Genomic DNA, 19019 nt, shown 5'->3' with positions numbered 1-19019 from the left:
CGTGCGTCATAGCGGGTCGTAGATAATCACCTACAGCAGACGGATACGCCATTGCGCTCCGCCGAACACAGTAGCTCTACCCTTTTCAATATCACTTATAGAGCTGCTAAATTTCTGTCAGTCTGATACCGCCTTGAGAAAATTTATATTTTTGAGCAACTGAATTTAGATATCACCTTACTATAATTATTTTCTTATGTTATAGTCTATGTTTAGACAAACCATGCGGATGTGGCGGAATTGGTATACGCGCACGCTTGAGGTGCGTGTGGCTTTGCCTTGCGAGTTCGAGTCTCGCCATCCGCATTTTTGCTTGTTTAAGCATAGGGTCAATAGTCAAAGGTCAAAAACCTTATGCTCTTGACCCTTAAATATAAGTTTGCAGTAATGACTTTAGTCTTTTTCAAAGACACTTCACTTTTTACTACATACTAAGCAAAGTCGCCTTGTCAAAGTACTAGTTATTTATGCTTTTATAGAAATAGGTGAAGTTTTGTAAAAAGCATTGACTATTACTTTTACGCCGACAAACAATCTAACATCGCCACTAGGTTGGCATCGCCTCACTCCGATTTGGCAAGGAGGGGAGGAAATAATTCAACAAAGTTTACCTCACACTCAGCTAGCACCTGCATGGCAGCTAATGCTTTTGGGTGACGGCTCTCCAACACGTCACTTAGAATTGCTCACAGGAGAGCCTGTAGAAGTAGATGTTATTGATATGTCATTGATTGGCACTGACTTGGATGCTGCTCCTGAGTTAATCCAAGCTGTCCCAGAACCGCGATTACGGCGACAAGTATGGCTGCGTACCGCTTCTGGTCAACGATTAGCCTATGCTACTTCGTGGTGGGAAGCCAGTCATGTTGATGAGTATTTACAAAACCGTTCATTACCAATTTGGGCAAGTTTAGCTCGTCTTCGCACAGAATTGTATCGGGATGTTCGAGGAATTTATTACGGTGACTCGTTGGCACTAGAGTCCGGTTTTGGTGAAACTGGGCCTTTTTGGGGTCGCCACTACTTGTTTTGGCATCATGGGCAGCCACTGACATTAATTTATGAGGTTTTTTCACCTTATTTAACCAAATATTTAGGGCCTATGCAGTTGAGTGCTATTAACGCTGAGGCATAGTATTATTTAAAAGTTTTTTATCATTTACAGTACGCTTTAGAGTATGGGAATTTTACACTAATGACCTTGAAGATAGGTAATCTATGTAAAATCCCAGACACTGAATTGAGCTTGCTAAAATCGAGTCAATATTACAGATGGAACCTATGTAAATAAAAGGTAGTTTAAATTACAGATTACTTGCAGCTTTTTCAAGTTAGTTATATCCTCGAAATGCTTGAAATGAAGGATGTTAACTTTTGGAGACTTTCCGAAATAGACAGCCTCTAAAGGGAATGTCCTGCGAAATTCAACAAAGCGTGTTAAAAAAGGTAACTAACCGTTAAAACACCGCTTTGAAACATTAGAGAAAGTTGATTACGGAAATATTATCAATGTCTATAGGTGGAGAAATTTATGAAATTAACTACCTTAAATCACAAGAAACTTTTTGGTTGACTTGACCAATTCAGCAAGTAATGAGTTTGCAAAAATGAGGTACAGGTTTCAATGGCACCGCCTCTTGTGTCTGTTCAGATGAAGAAAAATAAGAAATCGTCTCTGGTGCTGACGCTCTCGGCTGCTGGGTTATTGATTGGTGCGGGAAGTGTAGCCTACTGGTTGTTAGCCCAGAGACAAACATCTTCTAGCGATTTGCTATTAGGTGCAAATATTATTCCTGGTGATGCCCTGTTTGCGGTTTCCTTAACAACAGATCCCCAGCAGTGGCAAAAATTGCGGCAGTTTGGGACAAATGAAACCCAAACAGAACTGGACAAAAATTTAGTCCAGTTACGCGATCGCTTTCTGACTAATAATGGTTACGACTTCCAAAAAGATATCGCTCCTTGGGTAGGTGAGGACGTGACGATCGCAATTCTTGCCCCAGCAACACAAAATAAACCTGCACCCAAACCAGTTACCACCAATGAAAATGGTGCTAGCGATCAGCAATCGATGGTAATGGTATTGCCAGTCAAAAACCCAGAAATCGCCAAAAGTATTTTGACACAACCCAAAATTTTTAAACAAGGCAAATGGAGCGATCGCACTTATCAAGGAATCGCCATTAAACAAAGTCAGGGACAAGCAGGGCAAAACTTCTCGGCTACATTACTAGATGGGCGTTTTTTAGTCATAACTGATAGTGCCAAAGCCACAGAACGAGCAATCGACGCTTACAAAAACAAAACATCCCTAGTCACAACAGGCGGCTTTACTGAGAATTTCCCGAAAATTGCCAACTACCAACCCTTTGCTCAGTTTTATGTAAATGTGCCAACAGCTGCGAAAATAGCCGCTGCTTCCCCAAACCGACCTTTACCTGCTCAAGTTTTGGCTCAACTGCAAAATAACCAAGGTTTAGCAGGGACAATAACCTTAGAGTCAGAAGGAATCCGCTTCAAGGGCGTTTCTTGGTTAAATCCTAATAGTCAACGTGTGTTGGCGGTGGAAAACCAAGCTGGGAAGATGCAAAACCGCATACCAGCAGAAACCTTAATGATGCTTACTGGTAGTAACTTACAGAGGTTGTGGAGAGACTATGTTTTAACATCTCAAGGAAATCCTTTATCACCGATCGCACCAGAACAGATTAGAGGTGCGGTAAAATCTCTTACCGACCTCGATTTAGATAAAGATTTGCTCAGTTGGATGAAAGGGGAGTTTTCATTATCAGTGATTCCTGCTACTCCAAAAGAAGGTTCGCCAAATAATTTTCGGGCAGGTTTGCTGTTCATGATACAGACAAACGATGACTACAGTGGGCAAAGCCTACGCAAATCAGCTGAAGCATCCATCAGTCAACTGGATGAAGTGATGAAAAATCAATACCAGTTTCAAGTGCAACCGGGGAAAGTGGCGGGTCAACCCGTTGTTAACTGGATATCACCTTATGGTACGTTAACTGCAACCCACGGTTGGTTAGATGGAGATGTCGCTTTTCTGATAGTGGGCGCTCCGATCACGGATAAAATTGTTCCCAAACCCAACTACACACTAGCTGGCACTCTTCCCTTCCAACAAACAGTTCCTACAGAACCCAATCCGACGAATGGTCAATTTTTCCTGGATGTGGAACGAACTGTGAAAAATTTCCCTTTACCAACTCTAATTCCCAATCAAGAAACTTTGCTAGATGCAACGCGCACAATTGGGATGACATCTGCTGTCAACGACAATCGCAGTAACCGTTACGATATTTTTATCGAACTTAAAAAAGTTACCAACGCGACTACATTGCCTAGTCCAGAAAAGAGTAAGAGTAATTCTGTTAGATAGGGAGCAGGGGAGAAATCAATTCAAAATTCAAAATTCAAAATTCAAAATTGAAGATTCAATCCCAATACCCAATCCCCAATGCCCCATTCCCGATTCCCTTCTAAACATATAGGATCAAAACAGTCAGAATCGATATTTTAAATTATCCACGGAGAGAACACTTTATGAATTTGGTTGTACTCCAGAACTGGTTGGACAATGCGTCCTTTGCCATATTATTCCTGACAATGCTGGTGTATTGGGGAGGAGCGGCTTTTCCAAATCTGCCTTATCTAGCCGCTTTGGGGACAGCTGGGATGGCGATCGCAAATTTGTGTATAGCTACTCTATTAGGGGCACGATGGATCGAAGCTGGTTATTTTCCCTTAAGTAATCTCTATGAATCTCTGTTTTTCTTAACTTGGGGAATTACCGCCGTCCATCTGATTGCCGAAAATAGTAGCCGTAGCCGCTTAGTAGGAGTTGCAACAGCTCCGGTGGCAATGGCGATCGCAGCTTTTGCTACCATGACACTACCATCCCAGATGCAAGCGTCAGAACCCCTAGTACCTGCCTTGAAGTCAAATTGGCTGATGATGCATGTCAGCGTCATGATGTTGAGTTATTCTGCTTTGATGGTGGGTTCATTATTAGCGATCGCTTTTTTAATTGTCACTCGCGGTCAAAACATCCAACTACAAGGCAGTTCTGTTGGTACTGGTGGCTATCGCAGCAACGGCTACCGCTTGCACAAAGCATCTGAACTAATTTCTCAACCTCCAACCCCTGCTGTTGAAAATAACGGCTTTGCCCGTTTTGAAACTAGTAGCAACGGCAACGGTAACGGAAACACTGCTGTTTTGAATTTAGTAACTACGCCTGAATCTCAAGCTGTTGCATCTGCTGAACCTCTTTCACCCCAACGCCTTAGCCTTGCTGAAACCCTTGATAACATCAGCTATCGGATCATTGGATTAGGATTTCCCCTGCTGACAATTGGCATCATTGCTGGTGGCGTTTGGGCTAACGAAGCCTGGGGTTCCTACTGGAGTTGGGATCCGAAAGAAACTTGGGCATTAATTACTTGGTTAGTGTTCGCCGCCTACCTTCACGCCAGAATTACTCGCGGTTGGCAAGGGCGTCGTCCGGCAATTTTAGCCTCCGCTGGCTTGCTTGTTGTTTGGGTTTGCTATCTCGGTGTGAATCTTTTGGGTAAAGGTTTGCATTCTTACGGTTGGTTTTTCTAAAAATCTCACTAAGACAGTACTGAGTATTGAGTATTTTACTTTTACTCATAACTCAGGACTTGGTAAAGTCTTGCGTCAAATTATGGTGAGTTAAGTATTTAAGTTGAAAGGCACAGGAGGGCAGAGTTTTTCTTTGCCCCTACTCTTACTAAATTGCTAAGAGCGATCGCGCCAGACAAAAATTATTACTGATAATGACCAATGACCAATGACTAAATTATCATTTTATTTCGGATGAACTGTCATATCTCTGGAAAATATAGATTTATTGACAGGAGATTTTTATGGAAGATGGATTCGAGATACTAAACCATGATGAAGTTGTGTCTATAGAACCAGACACTTTTAATAAGTTAAATATTGCTAAAACCTTTAAAGTCCGTGATTTGATTACAGCAATTAAGGAATATGTTGGAGTAGAAGAAACAGACGAAGTAAATTTGTATACCCAAGGATTAAATTGTGAAGTTTTACAATTTAGTACTATGGGATGGAAAAAAGGAAAAGTTAGACTTGCTTTAGAATTTTGTCCTGATGAATCTGAGTCACCACTTGATGAAATTTTTCAAAAACTCAAACAAGTAGAAAACTAATTAATACTCAATGAGCAAAATAACCCCGCTTCTTTAAGAGGTGGGGTTATTTTACTCTTTATATTTGCAAATAAAATAGGCTGTGCTAAATTACTATCAAAATGAATTAATAAAATAAAGATGTACTACAGCCGTAGTCATACATGTTAGGACATAAGGATGGGGTGAAAGAAAAGAGTTAGCAATAGTTTTACCTCCAGCAAGAACTGCCCTCTGCCTCCTGCCTCCTGCTATAACAATCAGAAAACGGTAAACCTATCATGCTAAATTACGATCCATTAGCTTGTTTACCCTCATCTGAGGAACTGCCCGACTCTGACGATACCCCATTCATTACAAATAAATAGCCTGAAATAATTACCAGATAAATTATTTCAGGCTTTGTATTATTATAATTCATAATTATTTAATCTGCTTCAATATTTGCAAAATGTGCGTGAAACTGTCTATTTTTAATCAAAACGTGGTGCGAGTGGGGACAAAAACATGGCAAGAAAAAAATCTAGATTACGGAAAATCAAACGTTTTTTAAGTGTATTGCTGCTTTTGTCTATCTTCTTATGCGCTCTTTTATTGCCCCCTACTTTCGCACATATAACTGCGGAAAACTCCATTGTTCAAAAGTTACCTGATGCCCAAAACTTGCTGGAACAGGGCAGTAAATTTTATGAAACCGAACGGTTTGCTGAAGCTGCTACTTCTTGGCAACAGGCTATCTCTGCATTACAAAGCAATGGGGATGAACTGAGGCAAGCGATCGCACTGGGTAATCTTTCATTAGCTTATCAACAATTGGGACAGTGGTCAGAGGCAGAAACTGCGATCGCTCAAAGTCTTAATCTATTACAAACTACTCAAAATATAGATACTAAAGAGCAAATTCTAGCCCAAGTCTTAGATATCAAAGGTCGCCTGCAATTGGCTCAAGGCAAAGCTGAAGATGCTCTGGATACTTGGCGAGTATCACTTGACATTTATACCAAAATCAGCGATCAGAGGGCGGTTATTCAAAATCGGATTAACCAAGCGCAAGCTTTGCAAGCTTTAGGGTTTTATCGTCAAGCCGAGAAGACCTTAAGAGAAAGTACCCAGATTCTCCAAAGTCAACCCAGCTCACCTATTAAAGTTGCAGCCTTGCATAGTCTCGGTAATGTCGTACAAGTCACTGGTGATTTAGAAACATCTCGGCAGATATTGCAGCAAAGTTTAGAAGTAGCTTCATCGTTGCCAGATCAAGAAGCGATCGCTGATATTCTCCTCAGTCTTGGTAATACAGCCCGTGTTCAGCAAGACACGCAAACAGCGATAAAATATTATCAACAAACTATCAAAACTGCAACCTCACCCACTACACGCATCCAAGCTCAAGCCAATCAATTAAGACTACTGCTGAAAACTGAGCAATTGGCAGCTTTCCAAACATTGTCCTCCCAAATTCAAACTCAGCTTCACGACTTACCCATTAGTCGGACAGCAATTTCTGCCCGGATTAACTTTGCCCAAAGTCTAATACAATTCCGAAAAGAAAACCCCTTAGATACTTCCTCATGGCTGGACATTGCCCAATTACTGGCAACGGCTATTGAGCAAGCAAAAAGTTTGCAAGATAGACGCACAGAATCTTATGCTGTTGGTGTTTTAGGGCAAGTCTACGAAGAAACTCAACAGTGGTCTGATGCCCAAAACCTCACCCAACAAGCCTTGCTCATCGCTCAAGATATTGATGCTAAAGACATTGGCTATCAATGGCAATGGCAACTGGGACGTTTGCTTAAAGCTAAGAAAGATATTAAAGGAGCAGTAGCAGCTTACACAGAAGCAGTTAATAACCTTCAAGCCCTCCGCAGTGATTTAGTTGCTGTCAATTCTGCGGTGAAATTTTCCTTTCGAGAGGAAGTTGAACCAGTTTATCGAGAGTTAGTTGATTTAATTTTGCAATCTCAGGGTAACTCGCAACTGAGCTTTGAAAATCTCGCCAAAGCCAGCAATACAATCGAATTACTCCAAATAGCAGAACTAGAAAACTTCTTTCGCAACAACTGTTTGAATGCTCAAATCCGTAATCCCAAAAAAGATCCAACGGCAGCAATTATTTATCCATTTATTTTACCAGACCGACTAGAGGTGATTGTTGAGTTGCCTCAACAGCGTTGGTTGCACTACACTACCCCTGTAGTTGAAAATGAAGTGAAAACTACTTTAGCGCAACTACAGGAAAATCTACCCAAACCACAAACGCGGCGACAGGTTCAATCTTTATCCCAAAAGGTTTACAAATGGCTGATTCAACCTGCTGAAGCTGCCTTAGCTGAAAGTAAAATTCCTACTTTAGTGTTTGTGCTGGATGGCTGGTTGCGAAATATTCCGATGGCAGTTCTCTACGATGGCAAACAATATCTAGTTGAGAAGTATAACATTGCACTCACTCCCAGTCTGCAACTGATTGAACCCAAACCATTAGAGAAGAAATTAAAGGCAATAGTCGCAGGATTGAGTGAAGCAAGTTCGGGATTTTCTGCACTACCCAACGTCAAACTCGAATTAGAAAAAATCCGCTCTCAAGTCCCTAGTAGCATCCTTCTGAATCAAGAATTTACCAGCAAAACTTTGCAAAACCGGATTAATTCTTTACCTTTCCCGATTGTTCATCTTGCAACTCATGGTCAGTTTAGCTCTAAGGCTGAAGAGACATTTATTGTCGCTTGGAATGAGCGTATTTATGTCAAAAAGTTAAATGAGTTAGTGCGAACACTAGAGCAAAATAGACCCGAAGCAATTGAATTACTTATTCTTAGTGCCTGTCAAACAGCTGCTGGGGACGAACAAGCCGCATTGGGAATTGCTGGTGTGGCTTTTCAGGCAGGAGCACGGAGTACTATCGCTTCTTTGTGGAATTTGGATGATGAGTCTACTGCTGTGTTGATGAGTAAATTTTACCAAGAGTTAGGCAACAAAAACCTGACTAAAGCTGAAGTACTCCGCCGCGCCCAGCTCGCTCTTTTGCAAAATCCCAAATACAAACGTCCCAGATATTGGGCCCCCTATGTTCTTTTGGGTAATTGGCTTTGAGCCACTCTCATAACTTCAAGCGATGGAATTTAGCTAGGAGTTGGAGTTAAGTTTTTGTCTACTGACTTACGCAGATGCGATCGCATCGACTGACAATGCCATTGTTTCAGCTAACAATGCCATTGTATCGACTGACAATGCGATTGTATTGGGTGACAATGCCATTGTTTTGACTAACAATTCGATTGTATCGGCTGACAATGCGATTGTATCGCCTGACAATGCCATTGTTTTGACTAACAATGCGATTGCATCGACTGACAATGCCATTGTTTTGACTAATGAATTATGTTGTTTAAATTTCTGTAAAGAAATTAGCAAGTTTTGCGTAAAACTAAGGCGATCGCAATAGAGAATTATCCAGAGGTGACTTCAATCACCGTAAACCCACATTAGTGGTGTGACATAACTAAAAGTTTTGCAACTGCTGTTTGCTTAGAGGGGTGCAATGTCCAAGATAAATATTTGTTGGGGCTGGTTTATCGGAATTGCAATATGTGGTTCAAGTATTTGGAGTACGAATTGCGCTTTTGCCCAAATTATCCCGGATGGCACTTTGCCTAATAACTCTAGTGTCAAATTAGAAGGTAACAACAGCATCATTGAAGGAGGAACCCAAGCAGGTGGCAATTTGTTCCACAGCTTTCGGGAATTTTCTGTCCCGACTAACGGCGCTGCTTTGTTTAATAATGCAGTGGATATTCAAAATATTATCAGTCGCGTAACGGGTGGATCAGTCTCTAATATTGATGGCTTAATTGGCGCTAAGGGCACAGCTAATTTGTTTTTGATAAATCCTAACGGAATTATTTTTGGTCAAGGTGCGAGGCTGGATATTGGTGGTTCTTTTGTCGGGACGACAGCTAATGCACTTGGATTTGGCAATCAAGGTTTTTTTAGTGCCTCAAATCCAGAAACTTCTTCATCACTGTTAACAGTCAATCCTTCCGCTTTACTATTTAATCAAATCAAAACTGCGTCTATCCAAAATAACTCAGTTGCTCCCTCCGGTTTAAATCCATCTTCTGAATTTATCGCAATGGGTTTGCGCGTACCAGATGGCAAGAGTTTGCTGCTAGTTGGCGGTGATATCAATATAAATGGTGGAGGATTGTTTGCTTTTGGTGGACGAGTCGAGTTAGGCGGGTTAGCAGGTGCAGGAACAGTTGGGTTGAATGAGGATGGTAATAATCTGAGCTTGAGTTTTCCCGATGGTGTAGAGAGAAGCGATGTTTCTTTGAGCAATGGCGCTCAAGTGAATGTACGCGCTGGTGATAGCGGTAGTATTGCCATTAATGCTCAAAACTTCAATATGGCGGCAGGTGAAAGAAGTTTATTGCTAGCAGGAATAGATTCAGGGTTAGGATCTGCTGACTCTCAGGCGGGAGATATAGATATTAGTGTACCAGAGACAATAAATCTTACCAATGAGAGCTTAATTGCTAATACGGTGCGCTCAAGATCTGTGGGCAAGGGTGGCAACATCAATATCACCACTGGATCACTTTCGCTGACAAACGGTGCACAACTGCAATCGCGGACTAGAGGACAAGGTGATGGGGGAAATGTAAATATAAATGCCCGCAATACAGTTTCTTTTGATGGGGTAAATAGTGATGGCTCCACTAGTGGGGTAACTGCTTGGGTGGAACCTCAAGCCGTAGGTAACGGTGGTAACATCAATATCATAGCTGGCTCATTCTCAGTGAAGAATGGCGCTGGACTAACTACTAGTACCTTCGGACAGGGAAATGCCGGTAATGTGAATATCAATGCCCGCAATTCCGTCTCCTTGCAGGATGGTGCACAGATAAGGACTGGCACTTATGGTGTCGGAAATGCTGGAGATTTGACAATTCAAACGCGGCTGTTGAGTGTCCAAAATGGGTCATTAGTGCTAGGTGGTACTACTTCTAGTGGAAGTTCTGGAGCTGGGGGAAAATTTAGCGTTAATGCCTCGGAATCCATAGAAATCGCAGACTCCATATTTTCTAATCAGACGGAAGGTACTGGCTCCATCAAAGGCATGACGATTCAAACGGGGCAGTTGAGTGTCCGAGATGGTGCACACATATCTACTAGTACTTATGGTGCCGGAGATGCCGGAGACTTAACGATTCAAACGGGGCAGTTAAGTGTCCAAGATGGTGCACAGATATCTACTGGTGCTTTTCCTGGTAGCTCGGGATTAGGAGGGAACTTAAGCGTGACTGCCTTAGAATCTATAAAACTCATTGGCTCCTCACCATATACTCTGGTTCCTAGCGGCTTGTTTACTGGAACAGCTGGTACCAAAGCTGCCGGAAACTTGACGATTCAAACGCGGCAGTTAAGTATTCGGGATGGCGCAGAGTTATCTGCTAGTACTTTTAGCTCAGGAATGGGGGGAAACTTGAGCGTGACTGCTTTAGAATCCATAGAACTGGTTGGAATTGGTGGTCGATTATCTGGTGGTGGCTTGTATGCTAGTACTTACGGTAGTGGATCTGCTGGAAACTTGACAATTCAAACGCAGCGATTGAGTATCCGAGATGGCGCACAGGTATCTGCTGGAACTTTTCCTAGTAGTTCGGGAGCGGGAGGAAGTTTGAGCGTGGCTGCCTCGGATTCCATAGAACTTATTGGTACTTCAGCAAACGGGTATTCTAGCGGCTTGTATACTCAGACAGATGGTACCGGATCTGCTGGAAACTTGACAGTTCAAACACGGCAGTTGAGTGTCCGGGATGGTGCAGTGATATCTGCTAGTACTTTGAAATCGGGGTTAGGAGGGAGCTTGAATGTGACTGCCTTGGATTCCATAGAACTTATTGGAGGTCAATTGTTGGGTGGTGGCTTGTTTGCTTCCACAGACGCAAACTCAACAGGAAATGCAGGCGATTTAACTGTTAAAACTAATAACTTACTAGTGCGAGATGGAGCCGCAATAACTGTGCAGAGTTTGGGAACAGGAACAGCAGGCAACATGACATTAAATGCTCGCTCTATCCGTTTAAACAACAACGCCTTACTTAGCGGTAACACACAAAGCGCTAAAGTTGACTCCAATAGAGAGCAGGCGACAATTAACATTAACTCACAAGATTTGTTAATGAGTCGCAATAGCAATATCAGAACCAATGCCAGGGGCGAAAACGTCATCGGCGGCAACATCAATATTGACACCGATTTCCTCATTGGTTTTGAAAATAGTGACATCACAACCGATTCTGCTAACTTCCGTGGGGGAAATGTACGAATCAATGCCCAAAGTATTTTTGGTATACAGTTCCGAGATATAGGGTCTGATAAAACAACTGACATTACTGCTACTGGGGCAAGTTCTCAGTTAAGTGGTAATGTAGAAATCAACACACCTGATGTAGACCTTAACAGTGGCTTAGTCAACCTGCCAACAATACCAGTTGACACCGAAGTAGCACAGACCTGTCAAGCTAGTAGAACTTTAGCTAAGAGCAGTTTTACAATAACTGGACGTGGCGGCTTGCCTCCTAATCCAGGCGAAGCTCTTAACGCTGATGCAGTGCAAGTAGATTTGGTGAGTCTCAATCCAAACCGTGATAACCGCGATCGCTCCTTTGTTCCCAGCAAAATAACTACCCACGCACCAGAACCGATCATAGAAGCTACTGCTTTGGCGCTAAACGAAAAAGGGGAAGTCGTTCTGAGAGCAAATTTTCCCACCACTACGCCCCATAGTCCTTGGTTGAAGCCTGCATCTTGCAGAGCAATTCGTAATTCGTAATTTTAGAGGATGTCTGAAAAATTTAGTTTGATGTAATCACAATGGTAGTGTTGATTATGAACTAGTGTGAGCAAATTTATCCATGACTGCTGCTGTCTTTTTAGAAAACGTCTACAAGTTTTACAACAATGTATCTGTAGTCAATGACTTGTCATTCCAAATTGAAGCGGGGGAAATATTTGCTCTACTTGGCCCGAACGGTGCGGGTAAATCAACCACAATTCGGATGCTGACCACACTCACCAAACCGTCCCAAGGACGGATAGAAGTAGGTGGGTATGATGTTATTAACCAAGCAATGTTGGCAAAACAGAGTATTGGCGTAGTCTTGCAACAAGTCAGTGTGGATAACGATTTAACCGTCTGGGAAAATATGGAACTGCACGGGAGACTACATCACATTAATAACCCGCAGCGACAAAAATTGATAAATCAATGGCTAGAGTATGTTGAGCTAGCAGAAAAACGTAATGATTTGGTAAAAACCCTGTCTGGGGGTATGAAACGACGGTTGCAAATTGCCAGAGCTTTATTGCATCAACCGCAAATTTTGTTTTTGGATGAACCAACAGTAGGATTAGACCCCCAGACTAGGCGACGCCTCTGGGAAATTATTCGGGATTTAAATAAACAAGGGATGACGATGCTACTAACAACCCATTATATGGATGAGGTCGAATTTTTGTGCAATGCCTTTAACTCTGCCAAGCCAGGACGCATCGGTATTATGGATAACGGTAAGCTAATTTCTTTGGGAACTTTACAACAGCTGCGTTCTGCTCACGGTGAAGGTTTGGTGATGAAACAATTAGGTGCGTCTAATGTCGGAAGTGATAGCGTTCGTAATTGGGAATATCTGTTTTTTCCATCTTTGGAAGCAGCAAATATCTACTTGAATGAACAGCCCGATAAAACCGGAATGATGGTGCGTCCCTCTAATCTGGAAGATATTTTTGTGGAATTAACGGGACGCCAGTTAGATTAATCTCATCCTCCTAACTGCCGCAGCAAGGCTTCTACCCTTTCTACGCCATCTGAGTCATTGCGCCGCTTGTACAAGTCACGGGCTTTCTGAAGCAAGCTGTTTGCTTGTTTAGCTTGTCGTCGCTGTTTATACATTGAACCCATCAACTCATAAGTCTGGGCGTTGTTTTTATCCAAATCGATTGCTTGTTGGTATGCCCAAGTAGCTGCATTATAGTCTCCCATACGCGATTGCGTCACAGCCAATCCTAAATAGGCGTTAACGTTGTTACGGTTTAGCTGTATGGCACGACGATAGCCTTCCTTTGCCCCACGTGTATCGCCCAAATTGGCTTTGATGTAACCCACAGCATAGTAAAAATCACTGTTGTTAGGATTGATAGCGATCGCCCGACGATAAGCTGTTAATGCTGCCTGGTAATTTCCCTGTTGCGCGTATAAATACCCAATACCTGAATGAATTTTAGCATTCTTGGGATCTATACTTGCTGCTTGCTGATAAACAGCGATCGCACCACCATAATCACCACCATTCACTAATCTCCGTCCTTCCTCTAGTAATTGCTTTAACTCTGGGTTTTTACCCTGCGCCACTAATACCTGAGCCTGAGCTACTGAAGGTATGGTGAAAGTAAAACATCCTAGTAACACCACACTAAACACGAATGATGTTGGTTTGTACACAGTAAATTTCCTGAAATTTTAGGGGACTTTTTTCTTGTACATTAAAACAAAAATATGGGCTTTTGAAAACTGTATTTTTTCGTATTGATTAAGATGTTAATAGTTCATTCTCCTTTCCTTTACATTTAACACTACATAACAGAATTTTTACTGAAAGATGAAGTGTCAGCGAGGGAGGAGCAGGTGAAAATACCATACATATAAACCAGTACTATAGCAAAACAACACATCTTTTCATCAGTAGTTATACGTGTTACTCAAAAAAACTCAATAGGCATCTGACTTAATCCTAGATTCTGATACAGCAAGCTTCTAGCCTTTAATATTTATTTCTATTTTTATTTTATTTAATAATTTGCTGACTCTGTATCCAAGTTTTCTGACATTTTTAATCCTTGATAGTAACCCTTGAGAAGTTCTCATTTAGGCATTTACATCCTTTTTTGCTCATTCAAAGGTAAAATAAATTTAAATTGTAAAATGTTCCATTAATCTGTTTAGGAGAATACTAAAACCCAAAGCGCAATCTAAAATTGTGTGAGTGGATGTTTATCAAAACTGTATTCTGTAATAATAATTACAATTGCTCAAGCACTTTGATAATAAATATCAAGATATATCCCATCTAGAAGGTTAATTTATGATTATAACTACCACTGATGTAATTCAAGGAGCCGTGATTGAGTCATATTTAGGCATTGTGACAGCAGAAGTAGTCTACGGCAGCAATTTCTTACGGGATTTTTTGGCTAGTATTCGAGATATTATCGGTGGACGCACTGCTAGCTATGAGCGTTTATTTGAGCAGGGTCAACGCAAGGCACTAGAAGAATTAGAACAACGCGCCCAACGCTTAGGAGCAAATGCTGTAATTGGGATTGAAATTGATACTGGCACAATAAATATTGACCAGTCAGGAGTGCTTTTGCTGATTACTGCCACAGGCACCGCAGTCAAGATGCGTTAATATTTTATTGGTTGTCTAATTAGTCTTTTTAATATATTTTGATTGGGTTTACAAACTTTTATCTTAAGTTGAATTTTCTAGAGAATAAAAGCTGATTCACGATAGCAGCTAATAACTGTATTGTCATTTAAAGTTTTTTATTTATTTTATATGGATAATCTCTAAAAAACTATTAAAAAATATATAAAAAATAGACCATAAAATTTATTAAAATTTGTTAGTTTAGTCTATTTTTTACCACTAAAGATAGACTTATTAAATATTTCTATTGATAGATATAAAAGTAGATAATCTAGCTATTTAATTCTAAATATAAACATGAATTTACCTGAGCAGCAATTTTGCTGAAACAGCACTGGAGAACATAAGCTATGTCATACGTAAATCGGACAGGTGATGAGGCTATTCCTACTGGGCCGGTGGTAGCAGGCCGAGTAACTGAATATCACGATCTTGTTCGCTGGGGCCCAATTATCTCTGGTTTGTTGGTTTCCTTAGCTACCCAATTAATTTTGAGCGCTATCATTGGTGCGGTTGCAGCAGGCACAGTTGAAGGTTCAGCTGCACCTAGAACAATTGCCCCCAACGCTGCGGGTAATGCAGGGCTTTGGTCAACTATTGCTTTGCTAATTTCCCTCTTTACTGGTGGTTGGGTTACAGCCCGTGCTTGTGGGCCGATGAACCGCAATACAGCTCTTCTTAACGGCGCAATTCTTTGGGCAACGACTTTGGCAGTTAGCTCATGGCTTTTAGCAAGTGGAGTATCTGGTGCTTTTGGTGTTGCTGCTTCTAACGCTGGGGAAGTCATAAATCAGGTACAACAGCAAGGTGGTGTTAATGTACCACAAGCAAACATAAGTGCCCAACAAGCTCGTGAAACGGCAGCTAATGTACGTTCGGGATTGTGGTGGTTTGTGTTTGGTTCTTTGTTAGGTTTAATAGCCTCAATGATTGGAGCCGTAACTGGCGCTCGTAGTCCTCGGACTAACACTTACAATGCTTAAATAATTGTTTGAAAAATCAAATGTTATTTATTTTTAAATAAAAACACCTTGAAAAAGGTGTTTTTTGTTTATTATTTATGGTTGGCGTTTGTAGCGTCCAATTAATTTTACTGTTGCTAAAATATTTGTCTTAGTGCATCAGGGTCATCAACCAACTGGCAATTATAGCAGGAGGCAGGAGGCAGCTATGCTGGAGGCAGGAGGTAGAACTATTACTATTCCTAGCATTCACGCTTGTCATTACGTCCTAACCTATGTGACTACGGCTATAATACTATGTTTTATATTGCGAAGTACTTAAGACTTTAGGCAAAATTGCTTATCTGTGAATATCACGCTTCTAACACCAATTCTTTGTGAAGATGCTCTTTATTTTTAAAACGAACTGCCTTCTCTGCCAGAGGCTTTTGCCAACGCGCAGCGTCTCGTTAGAGAAGAACGCCAAGAAAAGAGCAACAAGAGAGATTAAATTATTTAGTGCAAGTTTACAGAGAATTGGTATAAGAAATATTTCTGTTTTTTAAAAGCGCAATATTTTTATGGTTATTTTTTCTAAGTAAATGCAAGGAAAATTTTACTCTTGCAAATCACCATTTCAGATATGAACCTTCAATTCCCTGCTCGCGTCGAATTTTACCATCCTTTTCAAACCAGGCAATTACTTGCTGTGCCGTCAAATCTTCAATATCAACACCGTACTCTTGAGCAATATGCTTCAAAAGTTTCAGTGATGAAATTGTCAATCTTGTTAAAAACTTTTCTGGAGAAGATAACAAGGCAGCATCTACTTTTGCGGACTCTTCCAGAGTTAAAAATTGTGCTGATGGTTGCTGTGGTGGTACGTCCATAAACGCTATCTCAAACTTAATTGATTATTGATTGGAAATGAATAGTTACTATTCAGTTATTATCCATTACCGCAGCTAGATGTAAAATCGAATTTATTGATGAGAATTGGGCTGGCGAACTTGTACTAAATAGCCACAACGATGTTCGCCATCAATAATCCAGTGAGTGCGTTTTACGGTACAATCAGGTAAGACGGCAGCAAACATTTCTAATTCGTGACCACAAATGCTGGGGAAAGACTCGGCAACGTTGGAAATAGCGCAGTTATGCTCCATTAAGATAAAGCGATCGCTCTCAAAGGAGTCTTTCACATCAACAGGATGATACTCTGCCATGAAGCCTTCCGCTTTTCTCAACTCTACTAACTTGGCTACACGTTCTCGTAGTGAACCATTACCCACGCGATCACGATATTCTTGGGCTTTACGTTGCCACTGTTTCTCTAAAATCGATTTAAATTGATCGTGTCCTACTGTTTCGGCTAAGGTGTCTAGTAGCGAAACCGCAAAATTTCCGTGGCCATCACCAAAGCGATCGCTCATTGCGCGGTGCAAGCAATCGCGTCCTTGGCGACTCAGTTGATAAAGGTGCTGCGGACGCCCCATCCCCGCCGCCTGCGCTGATGTCGAATACAAAACTAGCCCTTCCGTCTCCAAATCCTTGAGATGGCGACGAATCGCTTGCGGGGTAACGTCTAAAAGTTCAGCTAGCTCCAAAGCCGTTGCTTTTTGGTGTTTGTGCAGATACTCTAGGATATCTTGCTTGGTTGAGGACTGGTGGGTAGTCGCCATCTTATAGTTGCTGCAAGACGTTCAGCGAACGTCCCAAAAATTTCTTTGAAAATTTGACTTTGACAACATTGTTGTTGTTAATTTAGCGTAAAATGAAGATACATTAAACAACAAAGCTGTTGTTTTACTCTCCACCACTATTCTAGCAGCCGTGTAACCATTCCGTAATGCGAGATGGGAATCGGCTAAACAAAAGCCCAACTCCCATCCTTATAAAGATTCAAGTTCCGAACACTAGAGATTATTACCGATGAGTGCCACTGTCAAATCCTTAGTCAACCAACCCTACAAGTACGGCTTTGTCACAGACATTGAGACCGACACAATTGAGCGTGGACTAAACGAGGACGTTATCCGCTTGATCTCCTCTAAGAAGAACGAGCCGCAGTTTATGCTGGACTTTCGCCTTAAGGCTTATCGCCAGTGGCAAAAAATGACGGAACCAACTTGGCCGAATGTCAAGTATCCGCCAATAAATTATCAGAATATCATTTACTACTCAGCGCCAAAACGCAAGAAGGAAAAACTAAACAGCTTGGATGAAGTCGATCCAACTCTTTTAGAAACCTTTGAGAAGTTAGGCATTTCCCTCTCTGAACAAAAGCGACTGGCAAACGTCGCTGTCGATGCGATTTTCGATAGCGTTTCTGTCGCCACTACATTTAAAGAAAAGCTAGCGGAAGATGGTGTTATTTTCTGCTCGATTTCGGAAGCGTTGCAAGAACATCCAGAACTAATCAAAAAATATCTGGGTAGCGTTGTTCCTATAGCTGATAACTACTTTGCCGCATTAAATGCTGCCGTATTTAGCGATGGTTCCTTTGTCTATATTCCTAAAGGCGTGAAATGTCCAATGGAACTGTCTACCTACTTCCGCATCAACTCTGGTGATACGGGACAATTTGAGCGGACTTTGATTGTCGCTGAAGAAGGTAGTTATGTTTCTTACCTGGAAGGTTGTACTGCACCGATGTATGACAGCAACCAGTTACACGCCGCCGTTGTGGAACTTGTCGCTCTCGACAACGCCGAAATTAAATATTCCACCGTGCAAAACTGGTACGCTGGCGATGCTAACGGTAAAGGCGGTATTTACAACTTTGTTACCAAGCGCGGTTTGTGTCAGGGCGTAAATTCCAAAATTTCCTGGACTCAAGTAGAAACAGGTTCAGCAATTACTTGGAAATATCCTAGCTGTGTATTGGTGGGTGATAACTCTGTAGGTGAGTTTTACTCGGTGGCGCTGACAAATAATATGCAGCAGGCCGATACTGGTACAAAGATGATTCATGTTGGTAAAAATACCCGCAGTACAATTATTTCTAAAGGAATTTCCGCAGGTAAATCTAGCAATAGCTACCGGGGTTTGGTGAAAGTCAACCCGACTGCGAAAGGGGCGAGAAATTATTCTCAGTGCGACTCAATGCTGATTGGGGATAATGCCCATGCCAACACTTTCCCTTATATCCAGGTGCAGAATAACAGTGGGAAGGTGGAGCATGAAGCTTCTACTTCTAAAATTGGGGAAGATCAGTTATTCTACTTCGCTCAACGAGGTATTTCAGCAGAAGATGCGATTTCGATGATGGTTAGCGGTTTCTGTAAGGATGTTTTCAATCAGTTACCGATGGAGTTTGCGGTGGAAGCTGATAAGTTGTTGAGTTTGAAGTTGGAAGGCAGTGTTGGATAAATGGAGGCAAGGATAAACACAGA

14 protein-coding genes and 1 tRNA gene are annotated in these 19019 nt (G+C 41.6%); 11 read left to right on the top strand and 4 right to left on the bottom strand.

Going from position 1 to position 19019, the window contains the following annotated elements; all coding sequences use genetic code 11:
- Positions 1 to 225: 225 nt before the first annotated feature.
- From V7K79_RS13135 to V7K79_RS13110, 6 genes are all read left to right on the top strand, one after another.
- A tRNA-Leu gene (locus V7K79_RS13135) sits at positions 226 to 306 on the top strand.
- A 199-nt stretch (positions 307 to 505) separates the two neighbouring features.
- Positions 506 to 1135 carry a chorismate lyase gene (locus tag V7K79_RS13130; protein WP_335048245.1) on the top strand — a complete coding sequence of 210 codons (630 nt, stop codon included), beginning with the start codon at positions 506 to 508 and terminating at the stop codon, positions 1133 to 1135.
- A gap of 489 nt (positions 1136 to 1624) precedes the next feature.
- Positions 1625 to 3394: a DUF3352 domain-containing protein gene (locus V7K79_RS13125; RefSeq protein WP_335048243.1), complete on the top strand. Its 1770-nt coding sequence runs from the start codon at positions 1625 to 1627 to the stop codon at positions 3392 to 3394.
- A gap of 164 nt (positions 3395 to 3558) precedes the next feature.
- Positions 3559 to 4620, top strand: a complete 1062-nt coding sequence (ccsB, locus tag V7K79_RS13120; protein WP_335048242.1) for a c-type cytochrome biogenesis protein CcsB — start codon at positions 3559 to 3561, stop codon at positions 4618 to 4620.
- 284 nt (positions 4621 to 4904) lie between these two features.
- Positions 4905 to 5213 carry a KGK domain-containing protein gene (locus V7K79_RS13115; protein ID WP_335048240.1) on the top strand — a complete coding sequence of 103 codons (309 nt, stop codon included), beginning with the start codon at positions 4905 to 4907 and terminating at the stop codon, positions 5211 to 5213.
- Between the two features lie 486 nt (positions 5214 to 5699).
- The gene (locus V7K79_RS13110; RefSeq protein ID WP_335048238.1) at positions 5700 to 8282 is read left to right on the top strand and encodes a CHAT domain-containing protein; all 2583 of its coding nucleotides are present in this window, start codon (positions 5700 to 5702) and stop codon (positions 8280 to 8282) included.
- Positions 8283 to 8348: 66 nt separating this feature from the next.
- Here the strand turns inward: V7K79_RS13110 and V7K79_RS13105 are convergent, their stop codons facing one another.
- Entirely contained in the window at positions 8349 to 8552 is a 204-nt protein-coding gene (locus V7K79_RS13105) for a hypothetical protein (RefSeq protein ID WP_335048237.1), read from the bottom strand.
- A gap of 178 nt (positions 8553 to 8730) precedes the next feature.
- Between V7K79_RS13105 and V7K79_RS13100 the strand changes: the two genes are divergently transcribed.
- Both V7K79_RS13100 and V7K79_RS13095 read left to right on the top strand, forming a co-directional pair.
- Positions 8731 to 12027 carry a two-partner secretion domain-containing protein gene (locus V7K79_RS13100; RefSeq protein WP_335048235.1) on the top strand — a complete coding sequence of 1099 codons (3297 nt, stop codon included), beginning with the start codon at positions 8731 to 8733 and terminating at the stop codon, positions 12025 to 12027.
- 82 nt (positions 12028 to 12109) lie between these two features.
- Positions 12110 to 13012: an ABC transporter ATP-binding protein gene (locus V7K79_RS13095; protein ID WP_335048233.1), complete on the top strand. Its 903-nt coding sequence runs from the start codon at positions 12110 to 12112 to the stop codon at positions 13010 to 13012.
- A 2-nt stretch (positions 13013 to 13014) separates the two neighbouring features.
- Here V7K79_RS13095 and V7K79_RS13090 read toward each other — a convergent pair whose 3' ends face one another.
- Complete coding sequence (locus V7K79_RS13090) at positions 13015 to 13695, bottom strand: tetratricopeptide repeat protein (protein ID WP_335048231.1); 681 nt, start codon at positions 13693 to 13695, stop codon at positions 13015 to 13017.
- 640 nt (positions 13696 to 14335) lie between these two features.
- On the opposite strand from V7K79_RS13090, the gene V7K79_RS13085 reads away from it, so the two are divergent.
- Positions 14336 to 14662, top strand: coding sequence for a YbjQ family protein (locus V7K79_RS13085; protein ID WP_335048229.1), 327 nt, complete (start codon positions 14336 to 14338; stop codon positions 14660 to 14662).
- A gap of 371 nt (positions 14663 to 15033) precedes the next feature.
- Entirely contained in the window at positions 15034 to 15666 is a 633-nt protein-coding gene (locus tag V7K79_RS13080) for a hypothetical protein (RefSeq protein WP_335048228.1), read from the top strand.
- Between the two features lie 587 nt (positions 15667 to 16253).
- On the opposite strand, the gene V7K79_RS13075 is transcribed toward V7K79_RS13080, so the two are convergent.
- Entirely contained in the window at positions 16254 to 16514 is a 261-nt protein-coding gene (locus V7K79_RS13075) for a hypothetical protein (RefSeq protein ID WP_292867787.1), read from the bottom strand.
- Between the two features lie 93 nt (positions 16515 to 16607).
- On the bottom strand, positions 16608 to 17306 hold the full coding sequence (sufR, locus tag V7K79_RS13070) for an iron-sulfur cluster biosynthesis transcriptional regulator SufR (RefSeq protein WP_335048226.1): 699 nt from the start codon (positions 17304 to 17306) through the stop codon (positions 16608 to 16610).
- Between the two features lie 250 nt (positions 17307 to 17556).
- Here sufR and sufB point away from each other — a divergent pair, with 250 nt between their 5' ends.
- Positions 17557 to 18996 (top strand): Fe-S cluster assembly protein SufB, encoded by a 1440-nt coding sequence (sufB, locus tag V7K79_RS13065; RefSeq protein ID WP_335048224.1) that lies wholly within the window; start codon positions 17557 to 17559, stop codon positions 18994 to 18996.
- Positions 18997 to 19019 lie beyond the last annotated feature (23 nt).

The sequence above is a fragment of the Nostoc sp. genome (assembly GCF_036917575.1).
GTDB lineage: Bacteria > Cyanobacteriota > Cyanobacteriia > Cyanobacteriales > Nostocaceae > Nostoc.
Note: the sequence above shows the minus strand (reverse complement) of the source record. Positions and strands in the feature narration are given on the sequence as shown.

Bases quoted from the DNA above. Each gene is read 5' to 3' on its own strand.
- V7K79_RS13125 (WP_335048243.1), top strand. From the start codon at position 1,625: ATGGCACCGCCTCTTGTGTCTGTTCAGATGAAGAAAAATAAGAAATCG.
- ccsB (WP_335048242.1), top strand. From the start codon at position 3,559: ATGAATTTGGTTGTACTCCAGAACTGGTTGGACAATGCGTCCTTTGCC.
- V7K79_RS13115 (WP_335048240.1), top strand. From the start codon at position 4,905: ATGGAAGATGGATTCGAGATACTAAACCATGATGAAGTTGTGTCTATA.
- V7K79_RS13110 (WP_335048238.1), top strand. From the start codon at position 5,700: ATGGCAAGAAAAAAATCTAGATTACGGAAAATCAAACGTTTTTTAAGT.
- V7K79_RS13105 (WP_335048237.1), bottom strand. From the start codon at position 8,552: ATGGCATTGTCAGTCGATGCAATCGCATTGTTAGTCAAAACAATGGCA.
- V7K79_RS13100 (WP_335048235.1), top strand. From the start codon at position 8,731: ATGTCCAAGATAAATATTTGTTGGGGCTGGTTTATCGGAATTGCAATA.
- V7K79_RS13095 (WP_335048233.1), top strand. From the start codon at position 12,110: ATGACTGCTGCTGTCTTTTTAGAAAACGTCTACAAGTTTTACAACAAT.
- V7K79_RS13085 (WP_335048229.1), top strand. From the start codon at position 14,336: ATGATTATAACTACCACTGATGTAATTCAAGGAGCCGTGATTGAGTCA.
- V7K79_RS13080 (WP_335048228.1), top strand. From the start codon at position 15,034: ATGTCATACGTAAATCGGACAGGTGATGAGGCTATTCCTACTGGGCCG.
- V7K79_RS13075 (WP_292867787.1), bottom strand. From the start codon at position 16,514: ATGGACGTACCACCACAGCAACCATCAGCACAATTTTTAACTCTGGAA.
- sufR (WP_335048226.1), bottom strand. From the start codon at position 17,306: ATGGCGACTACCCACCAGTCCTCAACCAAGCAAGATATCCTAGAGTAT.
- sufB (WP_335048224.1), top strand. From the start codon at position 17,557: ATGAGTGCCACTGTCAAATCCTTAGTCAACCAACCCTACAAGTACGGC.